The 24,327-nt window shown below is 45.9% G+C and carries 21 protein-coding genes and 1 pseudogene; 9 read left to right on the forward strand and 13 right to left on the reverse strand.

Annotated elements, in window-relative coordinates; genetic code table 11:
- Positions 1-208: 208 nt before the first annotated feature.
- The 3 genes and pseudogenes from DMB44_RS09450 (at position 209) to DMB44_RS00100 (ending at position 3,741) form a co-directional block, all read left to right on the forward strand.
- Positions 209-2,041: pseudogene (locus tag DMB44_RS09450) on the forward strand (acetate--CoA ligase).
- Positions 2,042-2,482: 441 nt separating this feature from the next.
- On the forward strand, positions 2,483-3,253 hold the full coding sequence (locus DMB44_RS00095) for a D-aminoacyl-tRNA deacylase (RefSeq protein WP_110640036.1): 771 nt from the start codon (positions 2,483-2,485) through the stop codon (positions 3,251-3,253).
- Positions 3,250-3,741 carry a DUF367 family protein gene (locus DMB44_RS00100; RefSeq protein WP_110640037.1) on the forward strand — a complete coding sequence of 164 codons (492 nt, stop codon included), beginning with the start codon at positions 3,250-3,252 and terminating at the stop codon, positions 3,739-3,741. Before DMB44_RS00095 ends, DMB44_RS00100 begins: the two co-directional genes overlap by 4 nt.
- 4 nt (positions 3,742-3,745) lie before the next feature.
- On the opposite strand, the gene DMB44_RS00105 is transcribed toward DMB44_RS00100, so the two are convergent.
- The 4 genes from DMB44_RS00105 to DMB44_RS00120 all read right to left on the reverse strand — a co-directional run bounded on the left by DMB44_RS00105 (position 3,746) and on the right by DMB44_RS00120 (position 8,164).
- The gene (locus DMB44_RS00105; protein ID WP_110640038.1) at positions 3,746-5,170 is read right to left on the reverse strand and encodes a metal-binding protein; all 1,425 of its coding nucleotides are present in this window, start codon (positions 5,168-5,170) and stop codon (positions 3,746-3,748) included.
- 27 nt (positions 5,171-5,197) lie between these two features.
- Complete coding sequence (locus tag DMB44_RS00110; RefSeq protein WP_110640039.1) at positions 5,198-6,232, reverse strand: DUF1611 domain-containing protein; 1,035 nt, start codon at positions 6,230-6,232, stop codon at positions 5,198-5,200.
- Entirely contained in the window at positions 6,232-7,182 is a 951-nt protein-coding gene (locus DMB44_RS00115) for a pyridoxal-phosphate dependent enzyme (RefSeq protein ID WP_110640040.1), read from the reverse strand. The genes DMB44_RS00110 and DMB44_RS00115 overlap by 1 nt, the downstream gene beginning before the upstream one ends.
- A gap of 142 nt (positions 7,183-7,324) precedes the next feature.
- Positions 7,325-8,164 carry an aldo/keto reductase gene (locus DMB44_RS00120; protein WP_237265181.1) on the reverse strand — a complete coding sequence of 280 codons (840 nt, stop codon included), beginning with the start codon at positions 8,162-8,164 and terminating at the stop codon, positions 7,325-7,327.
- Positions 8,165-8,636: 472 nt separating this feature from the next.
- Here DMB44_RS00120 and DMB44_RS00125 point away from each other — a divergent pair, with 472 nt between their 5' ends.
- Together DMB44_RS00125 and DMB44_RS00130 are read left to right on the forward strand one after the other, a co-directional pair.
- Complete coding sequence (locus DMB44_RS00125; protein ID WP_110640067.1) at positions 8,637-9,809, forward strand: thiolase domain-containing protein; 1,173 nt, start codon at positions 8,637-8,639, stop codon at positions 9,807-9,809.
- Between the two features lie 10 nt (positions 9,810-9,819).
- Positions 9,820-10,284, forward strand: coding sequence for a Zn-ribbon domain-containing OB-fold protein (locus DMB44_RS00130; protein WP_237265182.1), 465 nt, complete (start codon positions 9,820-9,822; stop codon positions 10,282-10,284).
- Here the strand turns inward: DMB44_RS00130 and DMB44_RS00135 are convergent, their stop codons facing one another.
- The gene (locus tag DMB44_RS00135; RefSeq protein ID WP_110640043.1) at positions 10,285-10,782 is read right to left on the reverse strand and encodes a hypothetical protein; all 498 of its coding nucleotides are present in this window, start codon (positions 10,780-10,782) and stop codon (positions 10,285-10,287) included.
- Between the two features lie 215 nt (positions 10,783-10,997).
- Between DMB44_RS00135 and DMB44_RS00140 the strand changes: the two genes are divergently transcribed.
- On the forward strand, positions 10,998-11,597 hold the full coding sequence (locus DMB44_RS00140; RefSeq protein ID WP_110640068.1) for a regulator: 600 nt from the start codon (positions 10,998-11,000) through the stop codon (positions 11,595-11,597).
- A 30-nt stretch (positions 11,598-11,627) separates the two neighbouring features.
- Here the strand turns inward: DMB44_RS00140 and DMB44_RS00145 are convergent, their stop codons facing one another.
- Together DMB44_RS00145 and DMB44_RS00150 are read right to left on the reverse strand one after the other, a co-directional pair.
- Positions 11,628-11,912: a ferritin family protein gene (locus DMB44_RS00145; protein ID WP_110640044.1), complete on the reverse strand. Its 285-nt coding sequence runs from the start codon at positions 11,910-11,912 to the stop codon at positions 11,628-11,630.
- A 68-nt stretch (positions 11,913-11,980) separates the two neighbouring features.
- Positions 11,981-12,526 carry a hemerythrin domain-containing protein gene (locus DMB44_RS00150; RefSeq protein WP_110640045.1) on the reverse strand — a complete coding sequence of 182 codons (546 nt, stop codon included), beginning with the start codon at positions 12,524-12,526 and terminating at the stop codon, positions 11,981-11,983.
- Positions 12,527-12,752: 226 nt separating this feature from the next.
- On the opposite strand from DMB44_RS00150, the gene DMB44_RS00155 reads away from it, so the two are divergent.
- Both DMB44_RS00155 and DMB44_RS00160 read left to right on the forward strand, forming a co-directional pair.
- Positions 12,753-16,013, forward strand: a complete 3,261-nt coding sequence (locus tag DMB44_RS00155) for a DNA polymerase II large subunit (RefSeq protein ID WP_110640046.1) — start codon at positions 12,753-12,755, stop codon at positions 16,011-16,013.
- Between the two features lies 1 nt (position 16,014).
- Positions 16,015-16,791, forward strand: coding sequence for an ATP/GTP-binding protein (locus DMB44_RS00160; protein WP_110640047.1), 777 nt, complete (start codon positions 16,015-16,017; stop codon positions 16,789-16,791).
- 71 nt (positions 16,792-16,862) lie between these two features.
- On the opposite strand, the gene DMB44_RS00165 is transcribed toward DMB44_RS00160, so the two are convergent.
- Together DMB44_RS00165 and DMB44_RS00170 are read right to left on the reverse strand one after the other, a co-directional pair.
- Positions 16,863-17,567, reverse strand: coding sequence for a tetratricopeptide repeat protein (locus DMB44_RS00165; protein WP_110640048.1), 705 nt, complete (start codon positions 17,565-17,567; stop codon positions 16,863-16,865).
- A 190-nt stretch (positions 17,568-17,757) separates the two neighbouring features.
- Positions 17,758-20,130 carry a valine--tRNA ligase gene (locus DMB44_RS00170; RefSeq protein ID WP_110640049.1) on the reverse strand — a complete coding sequence of 791 codons (2,373 nt, stop codon included), beginning with the start codon at positions 20,128-20,130 and terminating at the stop codon, positions 17,758-17,760.
- A 129-nt stretch (positions 20,131-20,259) separates the two neighbouring features.
- On the opposite strand from DMB44_RS00170, the gene DMB44_RS00175 reads away from it, so the two are divergent.
- On the forward strand, positions 20,260-20,751 hold the full coding sequence (locus DMB44_RS00175) for a type II toxin-antitoxin system VapC family toxin (protein WP_110640050.1): 492 nt from the start codon (positions 20,260-20,262) through the stop codon (positions 20,749-20,751).
- Here the strand turns inward: DMB44_RS00175 and DMB44_RS00180 are convergent.
- From DMB44_RS00180 to pyrG, 4 genes are all read right to left on the reverse strand, one after another.
- On the reverse strand, positions 20,748-21,365 hold the full coding sequence (locus tag DMB44_RS00180) for a DUF99 family protein (RefSeq protein ID WP_110640051.1): 618 nt from the start codon (positions 21,363-21,365) through the stop codon (positions 20,748-20,750). The genes DMB44_RS00175 and DMB44_RS00180 overlap by 4 nt on opposite strands.
- Positions 21,362-21,649 carry a hypothetical protein gene (locus tag DMB44_RS00185; RefSeq protein WP_237265183.1) on the reverse strand — a complete coding sequence of 96 codons (288 nt, stop codon included), beginning with the start codon at positions 21,647-21,649 and terminating at the stop codon, positions 21,362-21,364. The genes DMB44_RS00180 and DMB44_RS00185 overlap by 4 nt, the downstream gene beginning before the upstream one ends.
- Positions 21,650-22,156: 507 nt before the next feature.
- A complete protein-coding gene (locus tag DMB44_RS00190; RefSeq protein ID WP_110640052.1) occupies positions 22,157-22,486 on the reverse strand; it encodes an SCP2 sterol-binding domain-containing protein in 330 nt (109 codons plus the stop codon).
- Positions 22,446-24,086: a glutamine hydrolyzing CTP synthase gene (pyrG, locus tag DMB44_RS00195; protein WP_369907606.1), complete on the reverse strand. Its 1,641-nt coding sequence runs from the start codon at positions 24,084-24,086 to the stop codon at positions 22,446-22,448. Before pyrG ends, DMB44_RS00190 begins: the two co-directional genes overlap by 41 nt.
- Positions 24,087-24,327: the final 241 nt, after the last annotated feature.

The raw sequence follows: 24,327 nt of genomic DNA on the forward strand, positions 1-24,327 counted from the left end.
CCGGCTACTGAAAAAGCCAGGAGAGACAGAGCAACGATCAATATCGCTCCAATCGTAAATCCTATGGTAAAATGTAAATATAAGATTTTGAAAACATTTAAATAACATGAGTATCATGTTATCTATTGCCACGTCTTATGACGTACCGGATTTTATCATAAAAAGTGAAGAAATAAAGATGGTGGATGAGAATAAAAGCAGAGACTTCATGAAATTGCTTGAATTTTCAAAGAGCAATCCAGACAGGTTCTGGGATCAGATCGCGTCCGAACTGAGATGGAAGAAGAGGTGGAATTCCGTGATGGAGGGGTCTTTGCCAGATTTCAAATTCTTCACCGGTGGCTACATGAACGTTGCAGAGAATTTGATAGACAGAAATCTTAATGACGGCTATAACCGGCTCGCACTGATATTCGAAAGCGAGACTGGAAAGAGCTCTGCCTATACCTACGGCATGCTGCAATCCATTGTGGATAGACTGGCGAGTGCGCTGCATTCATTGGGAGTGAGGCGAGGAGACAGGGTCTCAATTTTTCTGCCAAATATTCCCGAAACCCTGTTCAGCGTACTTGCCTGCTACAGAATCGGTGCTGTTTTCAATACCATATTTTCAGGGTTTTCAGCCCAGGCGCTGGAGAACAGAGTTTCACATTTCGGACCAAAGATCCTGATAACCGCGGATGGCACCTACAGGAGAGGAAAATTAGTTGAACTTAAGAATAAGGTGGATCAGATAAGATCGGTGACTGTAGAAAAGGTGCTTGTTGTAAGGAACGCTGGAAACGAAATTACGATGAAAGACAGGGATATCGATTTCAATGAGGCCCTGCAATCTGCACCAGATGAAAACGTGAGCGAATACGTTGAAGCCAATGATCCAAGTATTGTATTCTACACCTCAGGAACGACAGGAAAGCCAAAGGGAGTTGTCCTGTCGGGTGCAGGCTTTCTGGTTAACAACTACGTGTATGCCAGGCACCATCTGGATCTGAAAGCTTCAGACATATTGTGGTGCACAGCCGATATAGGATGGCTCACTATGCATATCTGGGGCATAGTCGGCGCTCTATCAAATGGTTCCACAACGCTGTTCTATGAAGGTGCAATGGATTATCCGTCTGTTGATACATTTTACAGGATAATAGAGAAATACAGGGTGACAAAGGTTTTCACAGCGCCAACGCTCATAAGGATGCTTATGAGATATGGGGATCCATAGAGAAGGTATGACGTTTCCTCAGTCAATGTGATAGGACTTGTTGGGGAACCTTTGAATCCAGAGGCCTGGAGCTGGATGCATGATCACTTCCCATCTGCATACATAAACAATACCTGGGGGCAGACGGAAACTGCAGGAACTCCGCTTGCAGGTTCTGCATTCGCCACCGGTATGAAGCCTGGATCCAGCGGCATAGAGTTCCTTGGTTCACAGGTTGATGTTGTTGATGACAGGGGTAATCCATTGATAGGAGTTCCAGGAAATTTGGTCATAAGGAGACCGATACCAATGATGATAAGGGATCTGTGGAACGAGCATGACAGGTTCTTGAAGGAGTATTATGGAAAGATACCTGGTGTATATTACACATACGATGTGGCGCTGAAGGATTCAGATGGGCACTTCTGGGTGCTTGGAAGAAACGATGACGTAATAAACGTTGCAGGGCATCGTCTAAGCACGATGGAGATGGAGAGCGTCGTTGCAGAGATAGATTCGGTTGCAGAATGTGCTGTGATAGGGGTACCTGATGAAATAAAAGGCCTTGTTCCTGTTGTATTTATTATGCCAAAGAACAATGCAAGGATAGACGGGATAGAGGAGGAGGTTGCAAGAAAGATCGAAGAAGGTATAGGCAGGTTTGCCAGGCCGTCAAGCATCATACTTGTGGACGAAATGCCCAAGACGCCCAGCGGAAAGATACTGAGACGATTCCTAAGGGAGGTATATGTGCATGGAGATATAGTCGGAGACAGGACAGGGCTCGAGAATCCATCCTCCATAGAAAAGCTGAAATCTGCAATATTGAAGAAGGCAAGCTGATCATAGATGTGCAGCGCTACATTCATTTTTTTAAAGAGAAGTTATGGGTTTAGGGAAAGCAGTAATTCTCCTCCTTCGGACAGGAGATACACGGACTCCCCTCAACGGAAATATTCATAAATTGTCTTCCCACATTCTTCCGTATCATCCACGATAACCAAGTGAATGATAACTGAGTAGGATCGATGAGATCCGAATACACACCTGTGGAGATACCTCTGGCGGGATGCCTGATCCATGAGGGCATTAGCCAAGCGTCAATGAATCAGGAAGCTCTGATGCTTTAGCTTAGGAGTAGCTCACAAAACATTTAATATGGAAAGAAATAAGAAAATCATTTAAATCGATGGAAGATAAATTTTAATTTTTCAGACTGAAATTAGCGCGGTCATTCAAAAAAAGCTGATAATATATTTATAGCAGACAAAAATGTGCTTCACAATGCATCTTATAATATCTTCCAGATCAGATCCGGCCAGCCTCAGCATGCTCAATTATCTCACTGAAAAATACACCTTCACAGAAAAAAATGGGGTTATGAACCACGGTGATTTTGACCTGCTGATAATAGAGGACAGGCACATATTCCATGATATGTCGCTGTCAGGAAGATATGATTATGCCGTGGTTTTATCCAGGCATTCCTCTGCCGCCAATATAAGGTCGCTGACGGCTCATCCCACGGGAAACTTCGGGCCGACCGCAGATCTTGGTGGCAAACCAAGAACCATAAACATCTCGTGCCCCGTTGTCATGTCCGGAACCCTTCGAAGGATGATGGAGCTGTATTCTGGCGATAAGTTCGAGGTCACATTCGAAGCGACCCATCACGGGCCCCTGTTCGACATTCCAAACTATTATGTTGAAATTGGTACGACAGAGAATGAGTGGAACGATCCGGATGCGCTGAGGGTCACCGTGGATTCCGTGATGAATCCGGACATTCGCAAATACGATAACTTTGTAGGCGTTGGCGGTGGGCATTACGCTCCAAAGATAAAGCAGTATTTCAGGGAAAACAGCGTGAATATCGGACACATAATCTCAAAGCATGATCATGACGCACTTGAGCCCTGGGAGATAGATATGGCCGTCAAGAAAACTCCAGGTTGCAAAGGATTCATAATGGACAGGAAGGGTACAAGGGGCGCTGTGAGGGATATGATAAAGAAGTACGCAGACGAAAACTCTCTGGAACTCATCTCCATATGATCCCCATATATTTCATCTATCTGAAACAGGATGATCCAAAAAAATCTACCATGAGAAAGCTTGAAAGGTTTGGCCTTGCAAGGCGGATATCCTATGGAAACACTGGATACAAGCTTGTGCTCACCCCATTCACAGATGTGCGGATATCGAAGATGGATCGGCCTGCTGCCGAAAGGCATGGTATATGCGTTATAGAGGGATCATGGAACAGGGAAGAAACGTTCCGCCATATGCAGTTCTTGAATGCAAGGAGGCTCCCTAAGTTGCTTGCCGCCAATCCTGTCAACTACGGCAAGCTGGAAAGGCTTTCTTCGATCGAGGCAGTTGCTGCAGCGCTTTACATCATCGGGCATAAAGACGATGCATTCGCCATACTCTCAAAGTACAACTGGGGCATGAACTTCATACAGCTAAACAGGAATCCTCTGGATGAATACAGCGAAGCGGAACCGGAAAAAATTCCAGAGATAGAGGATGCCTATTTCTGAGGGGTCAGGAAATTCTCCTCCACTCTCCACTCTCTATCCTGTAAACGCCATTTGAGTACTGCTCTATTATATTCATTATGCCATCTCTGAATTCTTCAGGTACCTTTGAGAATGGATCCGCCTCTCCAGGAACTATGTGAATGCCTTCCACATGGCTTTCTTCCTTTTTTCCATCGAATACGGAGGCTTTTAGATATTCAAGTTCAACTGGATCCAGGCGCATATTGGCCTCAGCGAGATTCTTCTGGAGGTTCTTGACAGAATCCTCCTTATAGCCAGCTACCACTGGATCTCCACCCGCATTGAGTATGAACAGAAGAACACCAAGGCATTTGGTGCACCTACCGCATGGAACGATTTCCTTACCTTCATAATGGCAGAGATGGCATGACCGCTGTATCCTGAGCAGATCGGGGTATCTCTTCACAAGTATCTTTTCTACCAGCGTGCCGAATATCGGATATACAGCCGAAAACACTCTCACTGGAATGCCGTTCTCTCTGAGAAGATCGGATACCGCATCGTTGAATTCATTGGTCTGGTCATAGACGCCATAGTAATGTTTTATCCCTCTGTAGTTTTCCTGATATATTGGGTCATCGAATTCGTCTCCAAGCGCTATGTTTCCTATCCCGTATTTCAGGATGTATGGAAGTGTAGAGAACACATATACAGGAAATATGAACATCTGTATAGGATAGCTGTCGGCCGTCTTCCTTATAGCATTCTGATCGAGCATCTTCATGTTTCTGTTCATGAATGAATAGAAGCGATCCACGTTAGACCATACTTTATGCACGTTTCCGTATCTTTCCCTCATGTGATCGTAGGCCACCTTTGCTGTCTTCCAGTGGCCACCCGATTCGTTGAAGAATATCGGAAATACATCCGATCCAATCTCATTGAGCATGCCGAAAGTGGTGAGGCTCTCCTTGCCGCCAGATGACATTACTGCGACCTTCCTCCTGTCGCCTGTGAAACGGAACCCATCGGTATAGACCGTCTCTGCTTTCACAACCGTATTTCCCGCTGCGTTTTCCGGCGTTATCTCATCGTCGCGCGGCAGGTATTCCTTCCTGAAGAATTCATATCTTCTCCTGACTATGCTGTTAACGAACGTTTCTATATTGTTAATCCTGACGAATTCTTTCAGTTGCCTCAGAAAACTCTCTGATACCGGAAAATTAAGCCTTATCTCCCTGGTGAAATACGCGTAGTTGACCACAGGAAGAGATGCAATCATCCCGGCCAATCGTTCGTCCAGAGGAACATCCTCATCGTAATCAAAGTATAGATCGAAGGAAAGATCGTCTGCCGATATCCTTGCCTTTATCCGCCTGTTGGTCACGGATTGCAGGCTTACCTCGATGGAATCAAAATGCCTGACTCTCTCATAATAACTCATTGAACCTTCAATACTGACGCTCAAAATATCACCAAAAATTTAAAAAAATGTTCAGATGTTATAGCTGTCTATCTCTCTAGTCACCGAAGATAGCCTCTGGAGCGGGTCAAAGACAGGTATACCGAATTTTGCCTGAAGCCTTGACTTCTCCTCCTTTATCATCGATTCATCCATATTTTCGGTGTTGAGAGCTATGGCTATCACGCGCTTGTTGGAAAGAAGCTCAAGTATATTTATGAACTTCTCCAGCGGCGGGATCTCATAGCCAGGAAAACCGTCGAAATACTTCCTCATGGGCGCATGCTGTAGTATGATCGCGTCCGGCCTGGTAGCGCCTATGATCTCGAAGCTTCCAGGATAGGCTGGATGCAGAACCGATCCCTGCCCCTCTATGAACATGTAATCTGGCCTTTCGGCATCCCATGCCTCGTAGGTTACAGATTCAAGTGCACCAGCTACGAAGTCGTTAACTATGGCATCTATGACAACTGTGTACTTGAATCCCTGCATCCATGAGGTCTGTCCAGTACCGATCATGACGCTCTTCTTGCCTATGGCCTTCATAGCGCGGTTCAGGTATATGGCCGTCGTGCGTTTTCCAATTGCGCTGTCCGTTCCAAGCACAGCTATCTTCTTTGCCTTGACCTTCTCTATGTTTCCAGTGAAGAAGTATCTCCTCTCCTTGAACAGTTTTCTGACGTCCGTGATCTTTGATCCGGTGCGTTTGGCCAGCTTTGAAAATTCAGGATCATCGCTTATGAAGTCATGAAGGCCGCTGACAATGTTCATACCATGGTTTATAGCAGTCTTTATGTATGGGCGGTAGCTGTCCGGAAGAACTCCACCATCTGATGCGATACCCACTATCAGGGTCTCTGCACCGCCCCTTAGGCCCTCCTCAACGCCAGAGATTATGGGTATCCCTGCATACCTGTGCATCAGCACATTGCCGGCATCCTGACCGGCCAGCCTGGAGTCTATCACCGATAGTATCTTGTAGCGCTTGCTGTATCTCACCAGACCATTTGCTGTCTTTCCGTATGTTGTTCCAAAAACACCTTCAGATAAAATTGTTGCGTTTTCCATTATATCTGCCTCCCCGTTATTACAGAGACAACAGTTTCATCAGACTTGATCCTGATATGGTTTATCGCTGCGACAGCTGAAGCTGATGCTGGCAGCGGATTCAAACCCTCCACCCTGTAGATCAGGTTGGAGTAGTAGATCATCTCTTCGTCGCTAACGTACATGGCCCTTCCATGCGTCTCCCTTATGGCATTCAGGGCGTCCTGCCCATCGAAGGATCTGTAGGAAACGAGTGGTTCATTTACGGCCGTCTCCCTTATTTCATCTGGGTTCAGATCGATGACCCTGCTGTATCCGTGCCTCCATGAATCGACTATCGGATTCCCTCCTGATGTGCTTACGCCAACCATCCTCGGCAGATGATCGATCACTCCCTCCTCGTACATCCTCCTGAAGCCATGGTAAATGCCGGCCAGTGTGGTACCATTCCCAACAGGAACTATTACATATGAGGGAACTCTGAGCAGCGCCTCATAGATCTCGAAGGCTATTGTGGCGTACATCATCTTATCTATGGCAGAATTTGCAGATCCAGGGCTAGCATCATATAGTCCATTGTCCCTTGAGAAATCCCTGACGTAGTCAACTGTCTCCTCATACTTTCCATCATAGTAGATGATCTCCGCATGTTCAGCCTCCATGAAGTCCGTTCTGTCATGAGAATAGGATTTCGGAATACCGATGTAGGATTTTACGCCATATCTGTGAGCAAAATAGGCAATGGACGCACCATAGTTACCGCATGTGCCTACGGCTATTCCATTGTATCCTCCTCTCATAGCATTTATAACATGCGCCTCAGAGATGCGATCTTTCTGAGTCCCTGTTGCGTTTGCTCCTTCGAACTTCAAAAAAAGGTTGTTCAAATGGAGCTCATTCCCAAGTGCATACGCTTTTATTGTGGGCGTACGCCCCGGGGGTTTTGCCTCAACGTTTAGCAGTTCTTCCATTCCAATCTACCAGTCTTGAAACTGGTACGACAAGTTAATGCAATACAGTATTAAAATTTTTATCTACGAAGTTCGAAATTTCGCACGCTTCCGGATCCTGCATGCATGCAATGTCATAACTGATCTCTGAATCGATCGGCTATCAGCGATTCTTGTATCTTCTCGCTATGGATCTTATGGGATGATCTCTATAGATCGAATCCAGACTCCGCATGTCTTCATCTGATAGGGTGAAGTCTGCTGACGCAACATTTTCAGCCATATGATCGATACTGCTTGCCTTTGGTATGGGAAATGCCCCTTTGCTTATGATCCAGTTTAAGGCAACCTGTGCTGGGCTCCTGTTGTATTTCCTGCCGATGGCCTTCAGCTTATCTAATATTACTTCATTATCGAAGATCTTTCCATGCGATAGTGGGCTGTATGCTATTATGGCCATGCCGTTCTTTTTGCATAGGTCGTACACGCCGTCATCCTCTATCTCTCTGGTGGCAACGTTGTATTCCAGCTGGTTCGAAACTATTCTGTATTTTGCCATGGCCTTCATGGCTTCTTCGGTCTCCTTTACTGAGAAGTTGCTTATTCCTATGTACCTGATCATGCCTTCATCAACCAGATGCTCCATTGCGCTCATAGTTTCCTTTATGCTTATGGAGGGGTTGGGCCAGTGGAGCTGGTAAAGATCTATATAATCGGTCTTCAGCTTTTTCAGGCTTTCCTCACATGATCTTATGACATCATGATAGGAGAAATGCGTCGGCCACACCTTCGTGGCGATGAAGAGATCCTCCCTATCGTAACCCTTTATGGCCTCCCCCACGATGTCTTCTGTTCCATACATCTCCGCCGTGTCTATGAAGTTTATACCATGATCTATGGCATAGCGTATTGATCTTATGTTATCGGATCTGGACCCCTCCAGGGACCATGTCCCCACTCCGATAACCGATACATTCCTTCCTGTTCCGTCGAATTCTGCCATTCGCATATCATATGCATGAAAAAATCGAATTTAAAAGCACCGATAAGGTTTTCGAAGGAGATCAAATCAAGACCGATGCGAACAGATCTTCACTTCTCTGAATGCATTTTTATGAGCCTGCAGACAATGATCAAAGGTGGATCTGATGAATTGATCAGCATCGATATCATGCCTTTTCCCACTGGAGGAGACAAGCATGCATCATCGCTTAGGCTGCCGGTTTTACTCCTTCTCCAGACTCACTGACTTGCAGAAAAATGAGCAAGAAATATCCGACATTCAAGGAGGAGAAGCGTTCCCAGTATTGTGTCGATAAAGGCAGGAAATGCCGTTCCAGAATTCACGCCTAGAGATGCCTCTGGTGTGATGCCTGATTCGTTATTGCATCAACCACACATTCTGAATTATGATATGGGCCCCTTCAAGGATGAGAGGATGTCAGATATAAATATACGCAACAAATATGATGAGGATGAACAGGGTAGGAATCATAGGATACGGCATCAGCAAATTCGGCAAACGAACAGATGCTTCAATGTACGATCTAATATGGGAAGCTGGATCTGAGGCTATCAAATCCAGCGGTGTAGATAAAAAGGACATAGATTACATGGTTGTATCCAACATGGGCATATTCAGCTCTGAGGAACTGGCTGCAGTTGTGGCAGGTGAGGTACTCGGAATAAAGAATGCGGGGCTGCACAGGGTTGAGGCCGCATGTGCCAGCGGCAGCTCTGCAATAGCATCTGCATATGATGCGATCAGATCGGGACGTTCAAAGATAGCCATAGCTGTGGGCATAGAGAAGATGAGTGAAGTCGAAAGTGAAACAGCCATAGAGCTGATAGGCAGAGCCGGTGACTTCCTCTGGGAATACGAGTTTTTCGGTCTGACATTTCCGGGCTATTATGCGCTCTACGCCACAGCCTACCTGAACAGGTATGGTGGCAGAGAAGAGGATCTGGCGCTGGTTTCGGTGAAAAATCACCATTATGCGCATCTGAATCCGATTGCCCATTTCAACAACGAAATAAGCCTGGAAGACGTGATGAAGAGCAGGTACATAGCATCTCCATTGAAGCTCTACGACTCTTCGCCCATTACGGATGGATCCGCAGCAGTGGTGCTTGCATCTGAGGATGTGGCAAAGCAGTATACCGACACCCCTGTTTGGATAGATGGAATAGGATCGAACCTCGGTACTGCAAACCTGAGCAAAAGGAGCGACTTCCTGCACATAGAGGCGGCAAGAGAAGCTGCGGCCAAGGCGTACAGGATGGCAAAGATAGATCAGGAGAAGCCATACAAGCACCTGGACGGGGCAGACGTACATGACTGCTTCTCAATTGCCGAACTGATGGCATACGAAGATCTGGGCTTTGCGGAGAGAGGAAAGGCGCTGGACATGATAAGGAACGATGAGACATACATTGGAGGTAAAATTCCAGTAAACGTGGACGGAGGTTTGATATCCAAGGGCCACCCCATCGGTGCAACGGGCGTTTCAATGGCGGTAGAAGCATCCAAGCAGCTGCTGAGAAAGGCGGAGAATGGACGCCAGATCGATGTCAGGAACGGCAGGTTTCTGGCGCACAATGTTGGCGGTACCGGTCACTACGCCTATGTGACCATATATTCAATATGAGGTGAAGAAAATGCCGGAATACATAGCAAAGGATGAAAAGAGCGGGAATCCACTGCTGGTGGATATGCGCAGTCTCAACATAAGATACAGAATACCTGTTTCCAGGATAGAAAAATTTTACGAAAGCCTTGATAAGGGCATAATAATGGGAACAAAGTGCCCTGTTTGTGGTTCAAGGTTCTTTCCGCCTCAGGCATGGTGTTCTGAATGCGGTTTTTCCGGAGACATGGAATTCTATCCGCTGGATACTCATGGGCATTTGCTCACGTTCACAAGAATATTTGCAAAACCAAAATCGTTTTCAGGCTTCGGAGATTATACCGTTGGAATAGCACATCTGGACAGAGAGAACATCAATGTGCTGGCATGGATCGATGACGCCATACAGAAGCCAGAGGTTGGCATGGAAATATCAATAAAGGTTGAAAAGAGAAAGGAGGACAACGCAACGGTTTACTTCATTTCTAAACCGTGATCAGTAATTTCTCCTCTTCCTTTTCCATTTATCTATACGGTTTTTCATGGGATTGATGATCATCATTATTATTCCCAGAGGAAGAAGGGTGAAGGCAGATATCAGAGCAAATATAACGGTTTCAGGCACTATGGTGTATTCAACGGTTAGATAAACCGTGCGGTTTCCGGCATTCATTATTAACAGAGACCAGGTTCCGCTCTCATCTGTCACAAGGCTGCCGGTGGTGTTGAGGGGGTTCTGATGCTGTGCTTTATGGATACCATTTGGTGATAATATATAGGATGCTATTGCGCTGGATACGTTCACGAATGTTATCCTGTAGGTCAGATAATCGTTAATTCCGGCATATCTTGATATATTCTCTGATTGCTGCGGGCTCAGCGTTACGTTATACACGTTTGTGTCTCTTGATATCGATAACACAGAAATGGAGAATATTATCAGAGATAATATTATCACTACGGCTCCAACGGTGGAGAGAATTTTCAGGTTCATTGATCACCTCATCGATCTTAATCAGATACTCTATCATATACATAGAAGAGGTATAACGATTTTTCCTCTAGTCATTTCTGATAGATGGATAGTCGGACTTCATAGGATCATCCGGATGCATGAACAACTATTGTCAGCGGAACAGAATATTACGGAAGTTTTTACGCTGGTCAGATTTGGATACCTATTTATACATAATCAAAATGTACACGCATATGCTGCTTATCCTCGACGAATATTTCAAGGAACATCCAATTAAGCTGAGGATAATAGACGGCCTCTACAGATCCGGAATCTCCATCAGAGACGGAAGATTTTTCACTAACGATGTGGAGATATCTGTAAGCGAAATAGCAAACGCATTTGACGTCAACCGCAAGACAGTTTACGAAACAATAAAGCTTGTTGAATCCAGCGAACCGCTGAAGAAGGTGATGTCATCAATAAAACCCATGGCCGATATAGCAGATGTGGCGCTGCTCACCGGAAACCAGATAATAACGGCTTATACCAGCCTCGGGCATTTTCCATATGTTTTCAGGGAGATATTCAGCGCCATATCAAAATACGGATGCTACATAAGAGAGATCTTTTCCAGGAACATAAGCCAGGAGGAGAGTTTCATAAGGATCATATTTTACAGGCCTATACCGGATAAGATAATAGGCCAGATAAGAAAGATAGATGGCGTGAAATCCCTTGAAGTGAGGGTCAGCACAGACGTCGATCAGATCCTTTGCAACAACTGCGATATAAAGATATGCCCCACAAAATACATATCAGACGTCGAAAAAGAGGAAATTGGAGATCTATGAAATGATCTCCAGATCAGATTAAGATCCCGCTCAGTCTCCAAGCTCCTTTATGGGCTTGTTGGAGTAGAGTATCTCGTGCAGTTCCCTGTCCAGGGCAGGATCGTGCCTCCTGATCCATTCCAGCAGCAGCACGGCATGCTCCTTCTCATCATCCCTGTTGTGCTCCATTATGTGCTTGAGATCTGCATCCTTCGTGGCATCTGCACGCTCGTCATAGAACATCATGGCTTCAATCTCCTCTATCAGGGACTGCCTGGCTCTGCTCAGATCCTTTATCTTTTCGGAAAGATCCTCCGAAACTTCATATCTTGGCATAATTTGCTAACGCTTGATGGCATAAATAGATGGTGTTAGTGCCCTGATAACATGAGTGTCGTTCGTTCTTATTCATGTGGCCCAAAGTTCTGAGGTTTTCCTGCCGAATTCTTCGGATCTATGTAAGCAATGAATTCCTTTGAAATTCCTGTATTCCGAGAATACCTTTCAATTCCTGTTTCTTCAATCAAATTCAGCGCCTCACAAAGGGTACTGTTCCTCACCTCATCATCGATCCTTTTCCACCTTGGGAATATCTGATCTTCTTCAGAGAGATTGTGTTCCGTTAGAGTCTTATAAAAGAGAGGCAGCCTGAGTTTGAAAAGATCTTCGTCTCCGGATCTCTTCCACTTTATGAGGTTATTTGCCAGCGCTTCTATTAGCTTGTGGTCGGCCTTTATCCTGTTTACGGTTTTTTCGAACTCATTCCTGTCTTCCCATTCAAAATCCATTATGGCTGGAAAGAGAATTCTCTCCTCAACCTCAACATGATCCTTCACGAGATAATCGTTGAAATCCTCAAAGATATCCAGCGAATCCTTTCCATAGGATACCTTTGCGAGCAAACGTATAGCGGAGTGCTCCACCATCAGCAATTCGGACAGATCAGCCATGCATGAACATTGCTTGCGGGCATTATAACTGTTCCGGATTAATTAAGCGTGAATGCAATAACTCGCCACATGTGGCAGATGCACGATCGATATGATGAAAGTGGATCGCAGGTGCGGTATGTGTATCTGAGATCCTTGCATGTTCAGGAAAATCCCATAAAAAATATGTGCTTTGATCCGACCGGCTATTTTTATTAACTCCGGTTCGCTTTACTGTAAGTTGATCATGCCCTCAAAGATTTTTGATCTTGAAGGTTACAGGAAATACATATCGGAAAAGGTTAAGCAGGCCTATGACATTGCACAGGAGGCTAGGTCAAAGGGGCTTGACGTTTCTGATCACGTGGAAATACCTCTTGCCTCGGATATGGCGGAGAGGATAGAGGCGCTTATAGGCATAAAGGGCATAGCCCAGGAGATAAGGGACCTCAGCAGCAAAATGTCCAGAGAGGAAGTTTCCCTTGAGATGTCCAGGAGAATAGCAGCCATGTTTAGGGATAACCGCAAGGAGGCCCTAGACAAGGCCATAAGGGTAGGCCTGGCCATTCTGACAGAGGGTATACTTGTCGCTCCGCTCGAAGGCATAGCAGATGTCTACATAGGGAAGAACTACGATGGAAGCGAATATGTGGGCATATCATATGCTGGGCCAATACGTGGCGCTGGTGGAACCGCTCAGGCGCTGAGTGTTCTCATAGGCGACGTTGTCAGAAGGGAGCTTGGCATCTCGAGGTTCCAGCCCACCGACGACGAAGTTGAGCGATACATAGAGGAAATAGAGAGCTATGACCGTGTGAAGCATCTTCAGTATCTGCCCACGCCGGACGAGATAAAGCTGGTCGTCAGGAATTCCCCAATATGCATAGACGGCGAGGGCAGTGAGGAGGAAGAGGTATCCGGGCACAGGGACATGGACAGGATCAAGACAAACAGGATACGCGGTGGCATGTGTCTGGTCCTGTGTGAAGGTCTTGTGCAGAAGGCAAGAAAGATACTGAAGTACACAAGTTCCATGCACCTTGATGACTGGAACTTTCTCGCCAATCTTGGAGGAAAGACCGAGGGTAAGTCGGCAAAGAAATCAGACAAATTCCTAAAGGATATAGTTGCTGGCAGGCCCGTATTTTCACATCCATCGAGACCTGGAGGTTTCAGGTTGAGATATGGCAGGAGCCGGGTATCAGGCCTTGCGGCTGCATCTCTGAATCCGGCCACGATGTACATAATGGGAAAGTTCATAGCCATTGGGTCGCAGATAAAGGTTGAGCTACCGGGAAAGGCTGCTGCCGTGACTCCATGCGATACCATTGATGGTCCCACTGTACTCCTAAAGAATGGGGATCACGTAAGGATAAACGATATGGAAACTGCAAGGGAACTTTACGATGACGTGGTCGAGATAACTGACGCTGGTGAAATACTGATAGCATATGGCGATTTTCTGGAGAATAATTATCCGCTTCCGACGCCATCTTTCACCGTGGAATGGTGGAATCAGTATCTGCCTGAGGATCTGAGGGGAACGAAGGTGGATCAGTTTTCGGCTGTGGAACTGTGCAGAAAGTATGGTGTTCCACTGCACCCAGATTTCGACTATTACTGGCATGACATCTCCTTTGAGGATCTTGAATTCCTCAGGAGCATCGTGCTTAAATGCAGGATAACCGATGAGGGCGCCATGATGCCGTATAATGCCTCTGATGTGCTGATCAGGCTTGGCATCCAGTTTCGAAGATCCGGAGATGATCTGATCGTAGGGGACTATTATCCACTTCTCGTATCGCTTGGCTATGACATCGATGGAGGGAGGATAGTCAGCGTGAGGAATTATGAGAGGAAGGAAAGCGTTCTGGACACCGTGAATTATCTTTCTGGCATAAAGATAAAGCCTAGGGCGCCCACCAGGGTTGGATCCAGGCTGGGCAGACCTGAGAAGGCTGGGGACAGGAAGATGAAGCCCATGGTTCATGCACTCTTTCCGGTTGAGAGCTACGGTGAGGCAAGAAGATCAATAATAGGTGCAAACAGAAACAGCGAAGGAATGTACAAGGCGGAGGTGTTCTTCTATCGATGTACATCATGCGGGTTTGAAACGCCAACTCCGGTGTGCCCCAGGTGCGGGAGCCACTGCAATCCAGAGGGGGAGAGGACGGGGAATATAGATCTGGAATCCATACTCAGGAGGGCAGAAAACGTACTGGGCATATCTCTGGACGATCTAAAGGAGTTCAAGGGGGTCAAGAAGCTTATGTCTAGGGAGAAGGTGGCGGAACCCATAGAGAAGGGCATACTCCGCTCGATACACGACATCTCTGTCAACAAGGATGGAACCTGCCGCTTTGACATGTCGGATATACCGATAACGCATTTCAGATACAGGGAGATAGGGATAAGCGCTGAGAAGATCGAGGAACTCGGGTATGAGGCGAAGGAGGTGAACGAGCTCTTCCCGCAGGACGTTATAATACCAAGGAAGGCGGCGAAGTATCTCTTCAACGTTTCAAAATTCATAGACGATCTCCTTGTGAAATACTACAATATGCCCCCGTTCTATTCACTGGAAAGCGAGGAAGACCTCATAGGCCATCTCGTGATTGGGCTCGCACCTCACACATCAGGAGGTGTCGTGGGCAGAATAATAGGCTTCAGCGATGTTAATGCATTCTACGCGCATCCATTCTTCCATGCCGCAAAGAGGAGAAACTGCGATGGCGATGAGGACAGTATAATGCTGCTTATGGACGGTTTCCTCAATTTCTCGGCAAGATACCTGCCATCCACAAGAGGAGGCCTCATGGATGCACCGCTTGTCCTATCTGTGCTCATAAACCCAGACGAGATAGACAAGGAGGCTCTGAATGTTGATACGCTTTCTAGATATCCGCTCATATTCTATGAGGCAGCGGAGCGCCATGCGTCACCATCTGAGGTGGAGGAGACGATGATGACCATGAAGGTAAGGATAAAGAAGACAGGTACGTACATGGGTTCATCATATACCATGGAAACATCGGACATAAATGCCGGTGTACTCGTTTCTTCCTACAAGACCCTTGGCACGATGGACGAGAAGATCAGCGAACAGCTCGGCCTTGCAAAGAAGCTCCGGGCAGTTGATGCTGATGACGTCGCTGCAAGGGTCATATCGACGCATTTCCTCCCAGACATGTACGGAAATTTCAGGAGATTCTTCTCTCAGGAATTCCGCTGCACCAAGTGCAATGCAAAATACAGGCGCATACCCCTATCAGGCCGCTGTCTGAAGTGCGGATCAAACAGCCTAACGCTCACCATACACAAGGGGAGCGTGGTGAAATATCTCAACGAAACGCTGAAGATAGCCGAAAACTACAGGCTACCTGATTACCTCAGGGCAAGGATAGACAATCTGGCAAGGACCATAAAGGAGACGTTTCCAGACGAAGATGAAGAGGATGAAAAGAATGAGGCCAGGGAAGTTAAAATAACCGACCTTGATATGTACTGATATGCTAGGTGCACTCTACGTTGTAGGTCCGGCTGGAACAGGTAAATCAACATTCTCAGGTTCGCTGAACGAATGGCTCAAACGCATGGAATTCGATTCAGCGATAATAAATCTTGATCCGGGTGCAGATTATCTGCCGTATGAACCGGATTTTGATATAAGGGAATACATATCGCTGGATTCCATCATGTCAGATTACAATCTGGGTCCAAATGGATCGCAGATAGTTGCTGCGGACATGATCGTGAGCTACACTGATAAGATATCGGAGTTCCTTGAGGATCTTGACGATTACTATGTGATAATCGATACGCCAGGGCAGATAGAGCTGTTCACATTCCGCACGTCGTCAACGGAGATCGTAGAAAAAGTATCCGGGCAGAGATCCATGATGGCGTACATAGCAGATGCCCCGCTCTCAACCTATCCATCGGGCTTCATAGCACAGAAGATGCTCTATGCCTCGGTTTTCTCACGATTCTTCAGGCCGATGATGTTTGTGATCAACAAGGTTGATCTGGTCTCCGATGACGATATAAGGGAGATCAAAAAATGGGAGGTCTCTCCCGATCTTCTGAACGAGGCCTTTATGGATGAAAAGGGCCAGATGGAAAAGGACTACTTCATCGGCCTGCTTCAGGCGTTCAAGGAGAGCAACATAATGACAAAAATATATCCAGTATCCTCAAAGGATTCATTCGGGTTTGAAGATGTATATTCGCAGATGGCGTTATATTTTGCTGGAGGCGAGGATAACGACACCTACAAAGAGGAATGATTCGGCCTGCCGCTGAATAAGATCAGATTTTTGAAAAATATATTTTCGAATACTGAAGCCTAATACACGGATCAGCGAACCGTATCACCCTGCATTGCCATTTTCCTCAACCTTTCTGCTTCCTGATTTCCAGGATCGAGCTTCTCCACCTCGTCAAGGACTGCAGAGGCCTCCTCCCTTCTGCCCATCCTTATCAGTACATCCGCCTTCATGAGCAGATAATTGTAATTCGCAGGAACTATCCTTATCGCCTTATCGACCGTTGCAAGTGCATCCTCAAGCCGGCCAAGATCCATCAGGGCCTCGTATTTCTTGTATACGAATATCTGATCTGTTGAGTCAAGATCAGCTGCCTTCGAATAATCGTCAAGCGCCTTATCGACCTCGCCTCTCTTCCAGTATGCATTTCCTCTGTTGTAGTAGTAGTCCGGTATATCACCTTCCAGTTTTATCGCTTCCGTGAACTCCTGTATCGCCTTATCCACAAGGCCCATGTCCTCATATACAGATCCAAGCACGTTGTGATAATCAGGTACAGATCCGTCTAGGGCTATGCTTTTCTTAAGATCCTTTATGGCCTCTTCATATTTCTTCATGGAGTAATAGGCCATGCCCCTGTTGTGGTAAAGATCCGGATCATCCGATATTATCTCTATCGCCTTTGTGAATTCCTCTACTGCCTTATCATACTTATTGATGTTGAAATATGAAATGCCCCTCTCGTTGTATTCATCAGCACGCTGTTCTTTGTTATTGAGCTTAAATTCATCAGCCATGTTCCATCCTTGTCCTATAACGAAGCTATTATACAATGTTTTTGTTTTCTGCTAAAAAACTAAATTAAAACTCACATGAAAAAATGAAAGCGATCGCTTCGCTTGCATCTACGATATGGGTCATGCATGGTATTAGGCCGTGCACTGTCCATATTCATGATTGAAAGAATATGGCAGTTCTAAGTGGTATTCATGGGAATACCGTGGCCCCAACTGTATCCCCATCAAAAATTTCTACATCGTCTATTCTCAGCATTGCAGCGATGAGATCCCTATATTTTTCCAATGTCTGGCGTTTTCCACTGATAGTGGCTTTCTTTACCCTCGTTCCGATCGAAACCTTTGCGTTTGACTTGGCAGATCTTACGGCGTCGATCACGCTCACCAGGTAAGATACCTCATCTGCATCGCTGTAGCGGCGTTTTTCCTCCGACCAGGAATCCACATGAACGCTTATCTTTCTTCCGGGGAAATCCATGGTCTGATATATCTCCTCAGATATGAATGGCATTATTGGTGCATAGGCCTTGGCAACGTCAAGCATGACCTTTGAAGCGGTGTAAAGTGTTTCATCCACCTCATCGTAGTTTCCAGATTCTGATGATCTCTGAACTATGGGCTTTATCATCTCAAGATAATTGTCGCAGAACACGTTCCAGAAAAATGTGTCAAGCGTCGTCCTGGCCTTTGCAACCTCATAATTTTCCATGTACTCTGTTAGGGCTTCCAGGATCTTTGACTCCTCGGTGAGTATCCACCTGTTAACGGGGTTCTTGACGTCGTCGAATACGCGCACGGTTCTCTGGCCTTTCAATATGTCTATGAGCTTCTTTGCATTGTACATCTTTATGACCGTTCTCCGTCCTCTGGTAAAGTCCTGATCCTTTATCCTTATGTCGTCACCCTGCGACACAGTTGAAGCCCAGAATCTCAGGGCATCAGCCCCATATTTTTCTATGACGGTGTATATGTCCACTATGTTACCCTTGCTTTTGCTCATCTTCTCTCCATACATGTCGTAGACATTGCCGCTGATCATGATCTTGTACCACGGTATCTTATCATCGTGCATCTTCGATCTGGCTATGGTAGTGAAAGCCCAGAACGAGATTATATCATGTCCCTGTCCCCTCAGATCCTCCGGGTAATAACGGTCAAAGTATCCAAAGTGCGTAAGCGCTATCCTTGGTGTTAGCGATGACGTGGCCCACGTATCCATAACATCGCGTTCCGGTACGAGGTTTGTGGAACCACATTTATCGCATTTTTTGCTTGGTTTCTGTATGCGTGGATCCACCGGGAGATCCTTTTCATCGGCGTATATGGTGTTTCCGCAGTCTGCACAGTACCATACCGGAAACGGTACGCCATAATACCTCTGCCTTGATATGAGCCAATCCCATTTGAGGCCATTGACCCAGTTCTCATACCTGACGCGCATGTAATCCGGTATCCACTCTATCCTGCGCCCGTTATCGATGAATGCATCCTTCATATCTAGATACTTTATGAACCACTGCTTCTCTATGAATATTTCAATGGGAGTTCCGCATCTCTCATGCGTGTTCACGGAATGCTTTATGCTCTCCTCCTTGACCACATAGCCCTGTTCCTTGAGCAGTTCCACGATCTTCTTTCTTGCATCGCCTATGGTCATGCCCTTCAGCGGGCCTGCCTCATCCGTCATTCTACCGTCCTTGTCTATGCTCATGCGGAGCGGCAGGTTGTATTTCTTCCAGAGATCAAGGTCGTTCTGGTCGCCGAAGGTGCACACCATCTCTGCGCCCGTGCCGAAGTTCATATCAACCGTATCGTCGGCCATGATCTTTACTCGCCTGTCAAAGATCGGAACGGTTGCCTCCCTGCCTATGAGCTGGCTGTATCTCGCATCCTGCGGATTAACGAATACGGCCACGCATGATCCAAGCATCTCAGGCCTGGTTGTGGCTATGGTAAGAGTTTTACCTTCCACGCTGAAGTTGATGTATACGAGCTTTGTATGCATCTCCTGATCCTTCATCTCGATCTGCGAGATGGAGGTCTTACATGTGGGACACCTTATGGATGGAGCCAGATCCCTGTAAACCCTCCCCTTCTTCACAAGATCGAGAAACATGGATTGCGATATCCTTATGGATTCAGGCGAGCTGGTGACGTAATAATCCTTGAAGTAACAGCTCATTCCTATGCGCTTCCACCCTTCAAGTAGCGATTTTTCGCTGGCCTCGCTCAGATCCTTGCAAAGTCTTATGAACTCCTCAACATTATTTTCATTGGGTTTCACGCCGGTTTCCTTCTCAACATACCTCTCAGTCGGAAGGCCATTGTCGTCGAAGCCCCATGGAAAGAACACATGATAGCCGCGCATGCGCTTGTATCTTGCTATGAAATCTATATGTGGATATGAAAATGAATGCCCCATATGCATCTTTCCAGATACTGTAGGTGGTGGGGTGTCAATCGCGAATACCCTGCTCCGTTTATCAGGTTCGAACCTGTAGATATCATTCTCATCCCAGTATTTGATCCATTTTTCTTCCATCTGATTTATGTCTATGTCCATCCGAATTGTAATTATGACACGCTTAATTAATTTACTCGAACGCGGAATATGGGAGCGGTTTCTTGAAAAAGTCCGGCTTGTTTAGCATCATTGTCAAACGTTTTATATTCATTATTGATAGGTTGATGAATGATATATGTTATAGACACATCCGCCATAATCTCCAGGAACCTCAATCTGCTGGATGGAGACCTCATATTTCCGTCATCAGTGATCAGCGAGATCAAGAGAGGCAAACTGCGCTACATGATCGATGCGCTGCTTCCCATGATCAGGGTTGTCAGCCCTGGCCAGGAATATCTGAAGGTGGTGGAAGATACCGCAGCTAAAACCGGAGATCTGATGAATCTGAGCCAGACCGACAAGGATGTTCTTGCCCTGGCTTTGCAGTATGGCGGTACCATAGTGACGGACGATTATTCAATACAGAACGTAGCATCATACCTGAACCTGAAATTTGTAAACGCAAACATAAAACGTATTGAAAAGCAGATAGCCTGGGTGTACAGGTGCACAGGATGCAAGAAGGTATTCTCAGTACCCGTGAAGGTATGCGATATATGCGGGCATGATGTTAAGAGGCACTACGACAAGAAGAGATCGATGATAAAGAAGGTCTAGGTTACAGAGATCCTTCCCACAAGATCAGCTATTCTCACTGCCTCAGGAAATTTTCCCCTCAGCGTGTTTCTCTCTATGATCTCCTGGGCGCTCCGCGGGTCTATGCCAGAAAGGTTTGCCATTATTACGTATCCATTGTTTCTTATCTCCACCGGTTTCAGGGATCTCAGTATCCTCACCTTTTCCTCATCTCTGAGGTGTTTTTCTATGGCCCGTATCATCTTCTCCACGCTTCCTCCGGGTTCAAACAGGGATATAACCGGCACACCAAGTTCTCGATGGAGGGAATCTATATCACATATATTGAAACCTGCAAACGATATACCGCTCATCATTATTACCTTCGCCAGGGATCCGGTTTTCCTGAACAGCCTGGCTATGGCCTCATTGACATCGTTTCCATCCACATGCACGCGATCCTTCTGTATGGCTTCAAGATAGCCATCAATCCTCATCAGGACGCCTATAAGGCTGCTCTCACTGTCGCCTCTTCTGAATGGGGAATCATCGACGCCAAGTATCCTCATGCCCCTTTTGATCCTGAGTTTCTCCGGCAAAGGCTCATATTCAAGCGATAAACTGTTCCTTGGATGATCGTCCATTCCATCGGTCATCTCTTCCTCCTGATAGAATATCTGATCTCATGACTGCGCGGAAATTCGCGCTGATAGATATCCTTGAACAGCCGATCAAAATCATCAGCGGAGGTATGGTATTCGGCCGTTCTGAAACCAAACTCGTTTATACTCAGGCTACCATCATCCATCTTGACTATCTCTATGCCCCGATCTTTCTTGAAGGTCTTCATCTCTATTTCATATCCCGGCTTTAATTTTCTCACCATCGAAGATATGTCCCTAACGGCACCAGATGAAGATATCATTGGCATATCAATCATCACTCAATGTTCATCAAGTTCAAACATCATTTTAGCAATCTATCTTGCTTTCATTGTGTGTTTCGCAATGACATGTTCCAGGCATTCTTCCTCGGTCTTGAATACTGAATCGCACAAAGGACACCTGTATTCAACGTGCCCAGATATCATCACTTTTATGCATCCAGACATATTTTAACATCACATCCATTATTTTAATCCCGACGGATCTTCTTATCGCCACGATGCAAAGATGCATGGGGTATATCAGATGATCGTGGATATTGCGCCAAAGGCGTCTTCTCAGATCTGAAGTGAAAGTTCACCAGCCCCACCGATCGACATCATGTTGCCACCTTAAATGAGCTGATTCCACATAGATCAGTGCAAAATTATCAATAAACTTTCCTGTCATTGTAAGATCGTACTTTAGATCTGAGGCAAATTTCGTGCACATCCGAGACTGCAAATAGCCAGTTTCTACGATATCGTAAACCCGCACAGAAAAAAATTGTTGGAGAATATGGATTACTTCAGAAGATCAGATATGAGCAGTTTATCCATGAGCGAAGCCTTTATCCTTATCTGCTTGGTCAGGTAGGCCGTAAGCGGATCTATCTCCTTGGCAAGTATCTTATTGAACACATCCGATGAAACCATCACATTGATGTCCGCCTCTATCTTTCCCTCCTCAACATCGCTTAGATGCGAGTCTTTGAGATAGAAGTGGTAGTTATCCTTGCCATCGAACTCCAGGTTTATGCTCCTGCTCAGGGACTTGAGTTTTTCCCTGTATTTTGGATCATTCTCAAACTTCTTATTGACTTTGACCACTAGCTGCTGTAGCGTATCCTTCATGTTTTTCCCTGATCCTTCTCTGCTTATAAATCAACGCCTGTTCCACAAGATGCAGATGGACCTTTGATGGATCAAGCGGTCTTGATTTGAATTCACTGTGGTATTGCGTGGCTATGAAGCTATCATCACCGTTTTTCTCCAGGATCTCCATTCTCATACCCTCATCATCTGTCGCCGAGAACCGGAAACCGGCCTTTTCGATCATGTCGATATAATCTGGATTGACCTCGTATCTGTGCCTGTGCCTCTCGTATATGACGTCTGTCCCGTATATCCTGTGCGCCAGGGTACCCTTCTTTATTATGACCTTCTTTGATCCGAGGCGCATCGTACCACCCAGATCCTTTATGCCCTTCTGTTCTGGCAGTATGTCCACGACAGGATATTTTGTCTTCTCATCAAATTCGGTGCTGTTGGCGCCTTCAAGACCAAGAACGTATCTTGCCACTGCGATCACAGCCACCTGGAAACCAAGGCATATTCCAAGGAATGGAATACCATTATCCAGAGCGTACTTTGTGGCCGCTATCTTCCCCTCCACCCCCCTGTATCCGAATCCTCCAGGTATCAGAATGGCGTCCGCTTCAGCCAGAACGCTCTGATCGTACCTTACCGTTTCGGAGTCGATCCACATTATGTCAACTGCAATGCCTGTATTGCCAGTCACATGCGAGAAAGCTTCCTTGTGGCTGATATACGCATCATGCAGATCCACATACTTGCCGACGATGGCTATCTTTACCCTTTCTCTGGGATTCCTTATGTTCTCTGTGTATTCCGACCAAGAGTCCCTGTAGTTTATATCCATGTTCAGGAGCTTTGAGAGCCTCGTTATCAGGCCTTCCTTCACCATGATCTGTGGCAGGAGGTATACATTTTCCACATCGCTCACGCTTATAATACCCTCAACAGGCACATCTGTAAAGAGCGATATCCTCGCCTTTGTTTCATCGGTCAGCCTCCTCTTTGATCTTGCAAATATTATATCTGGCTGAATGCCTATTTCTCTTAGCGATTTAACACTGTGCTGGGTTGGCTTTGTCTTCTGCTCCATGGTTGGACCTATCTCAGGAACGAGCGTAACATGGGCGAAGACAACATTCGATTCCTCGCGCTTGAGCTGTCTCAGAGCCTCAAGAAAAGGCATAGATTCTATATCACCAACAGTGCCGCCAACCTCTATGAGAACTATGTCAGCACCGCTGGATTTCGCCACGTCCCTTATCCTCCGTTTTATCTCATCCGTTATGTGCGGTATGATCTGTACTGTCTTCCCCAGATAGTCTCCATGCCTTTCCTTCTGTATGACCTCAAGGTAAACCTTGCCCGTTGTTATGTTGTTGTTCTTCGTGAGGTTGATGTTCATGAAACGCTCGTAGTTGCCCAGATCGAGATCAACTTCACCCCCATCATCAAGAACAAAGACCTCACCGTGCTGGTAAGGATTCATCGTGCCTGCATCATAATTTATGTATGGATCAATCTTAACTGCGGATACCTTTATACCGGAATCCTTCAAAATATGACCGATGCTGGAGGTAATTGTACCTTTTCCGAGACCAGATATAACTCCACCAGTCACAACTATGTACTGCATTATAGATAAACACAGACTCGTTAATTAAATTTTTCAATCTACTCCAAAAGCGGTATATTCAGCGTTTTTTCACATATGATGATGGCCATGTCGCATCTTCATGATCTTAATTGTATTGTTCAAACAGATGCAGATAGATCTGTGATCTACGTGCATTTTTTATAAATTGTTATAGATATAAATTAACTATCATGTGATAATAACTACGCATAATATTGAATTTGCCGAGATTGTATGGCAAATT

The sequence above is a fragment of the Thermoplasma sp. Kam2015 genome (assembly GCF_003205235.1).
Classification (GTDB): domain Archaea; phylum Thermoplasmatota; class Thermoplasmata; order Thermoplasmatales; family Thermoplasmataceae; genus Thermoplasma.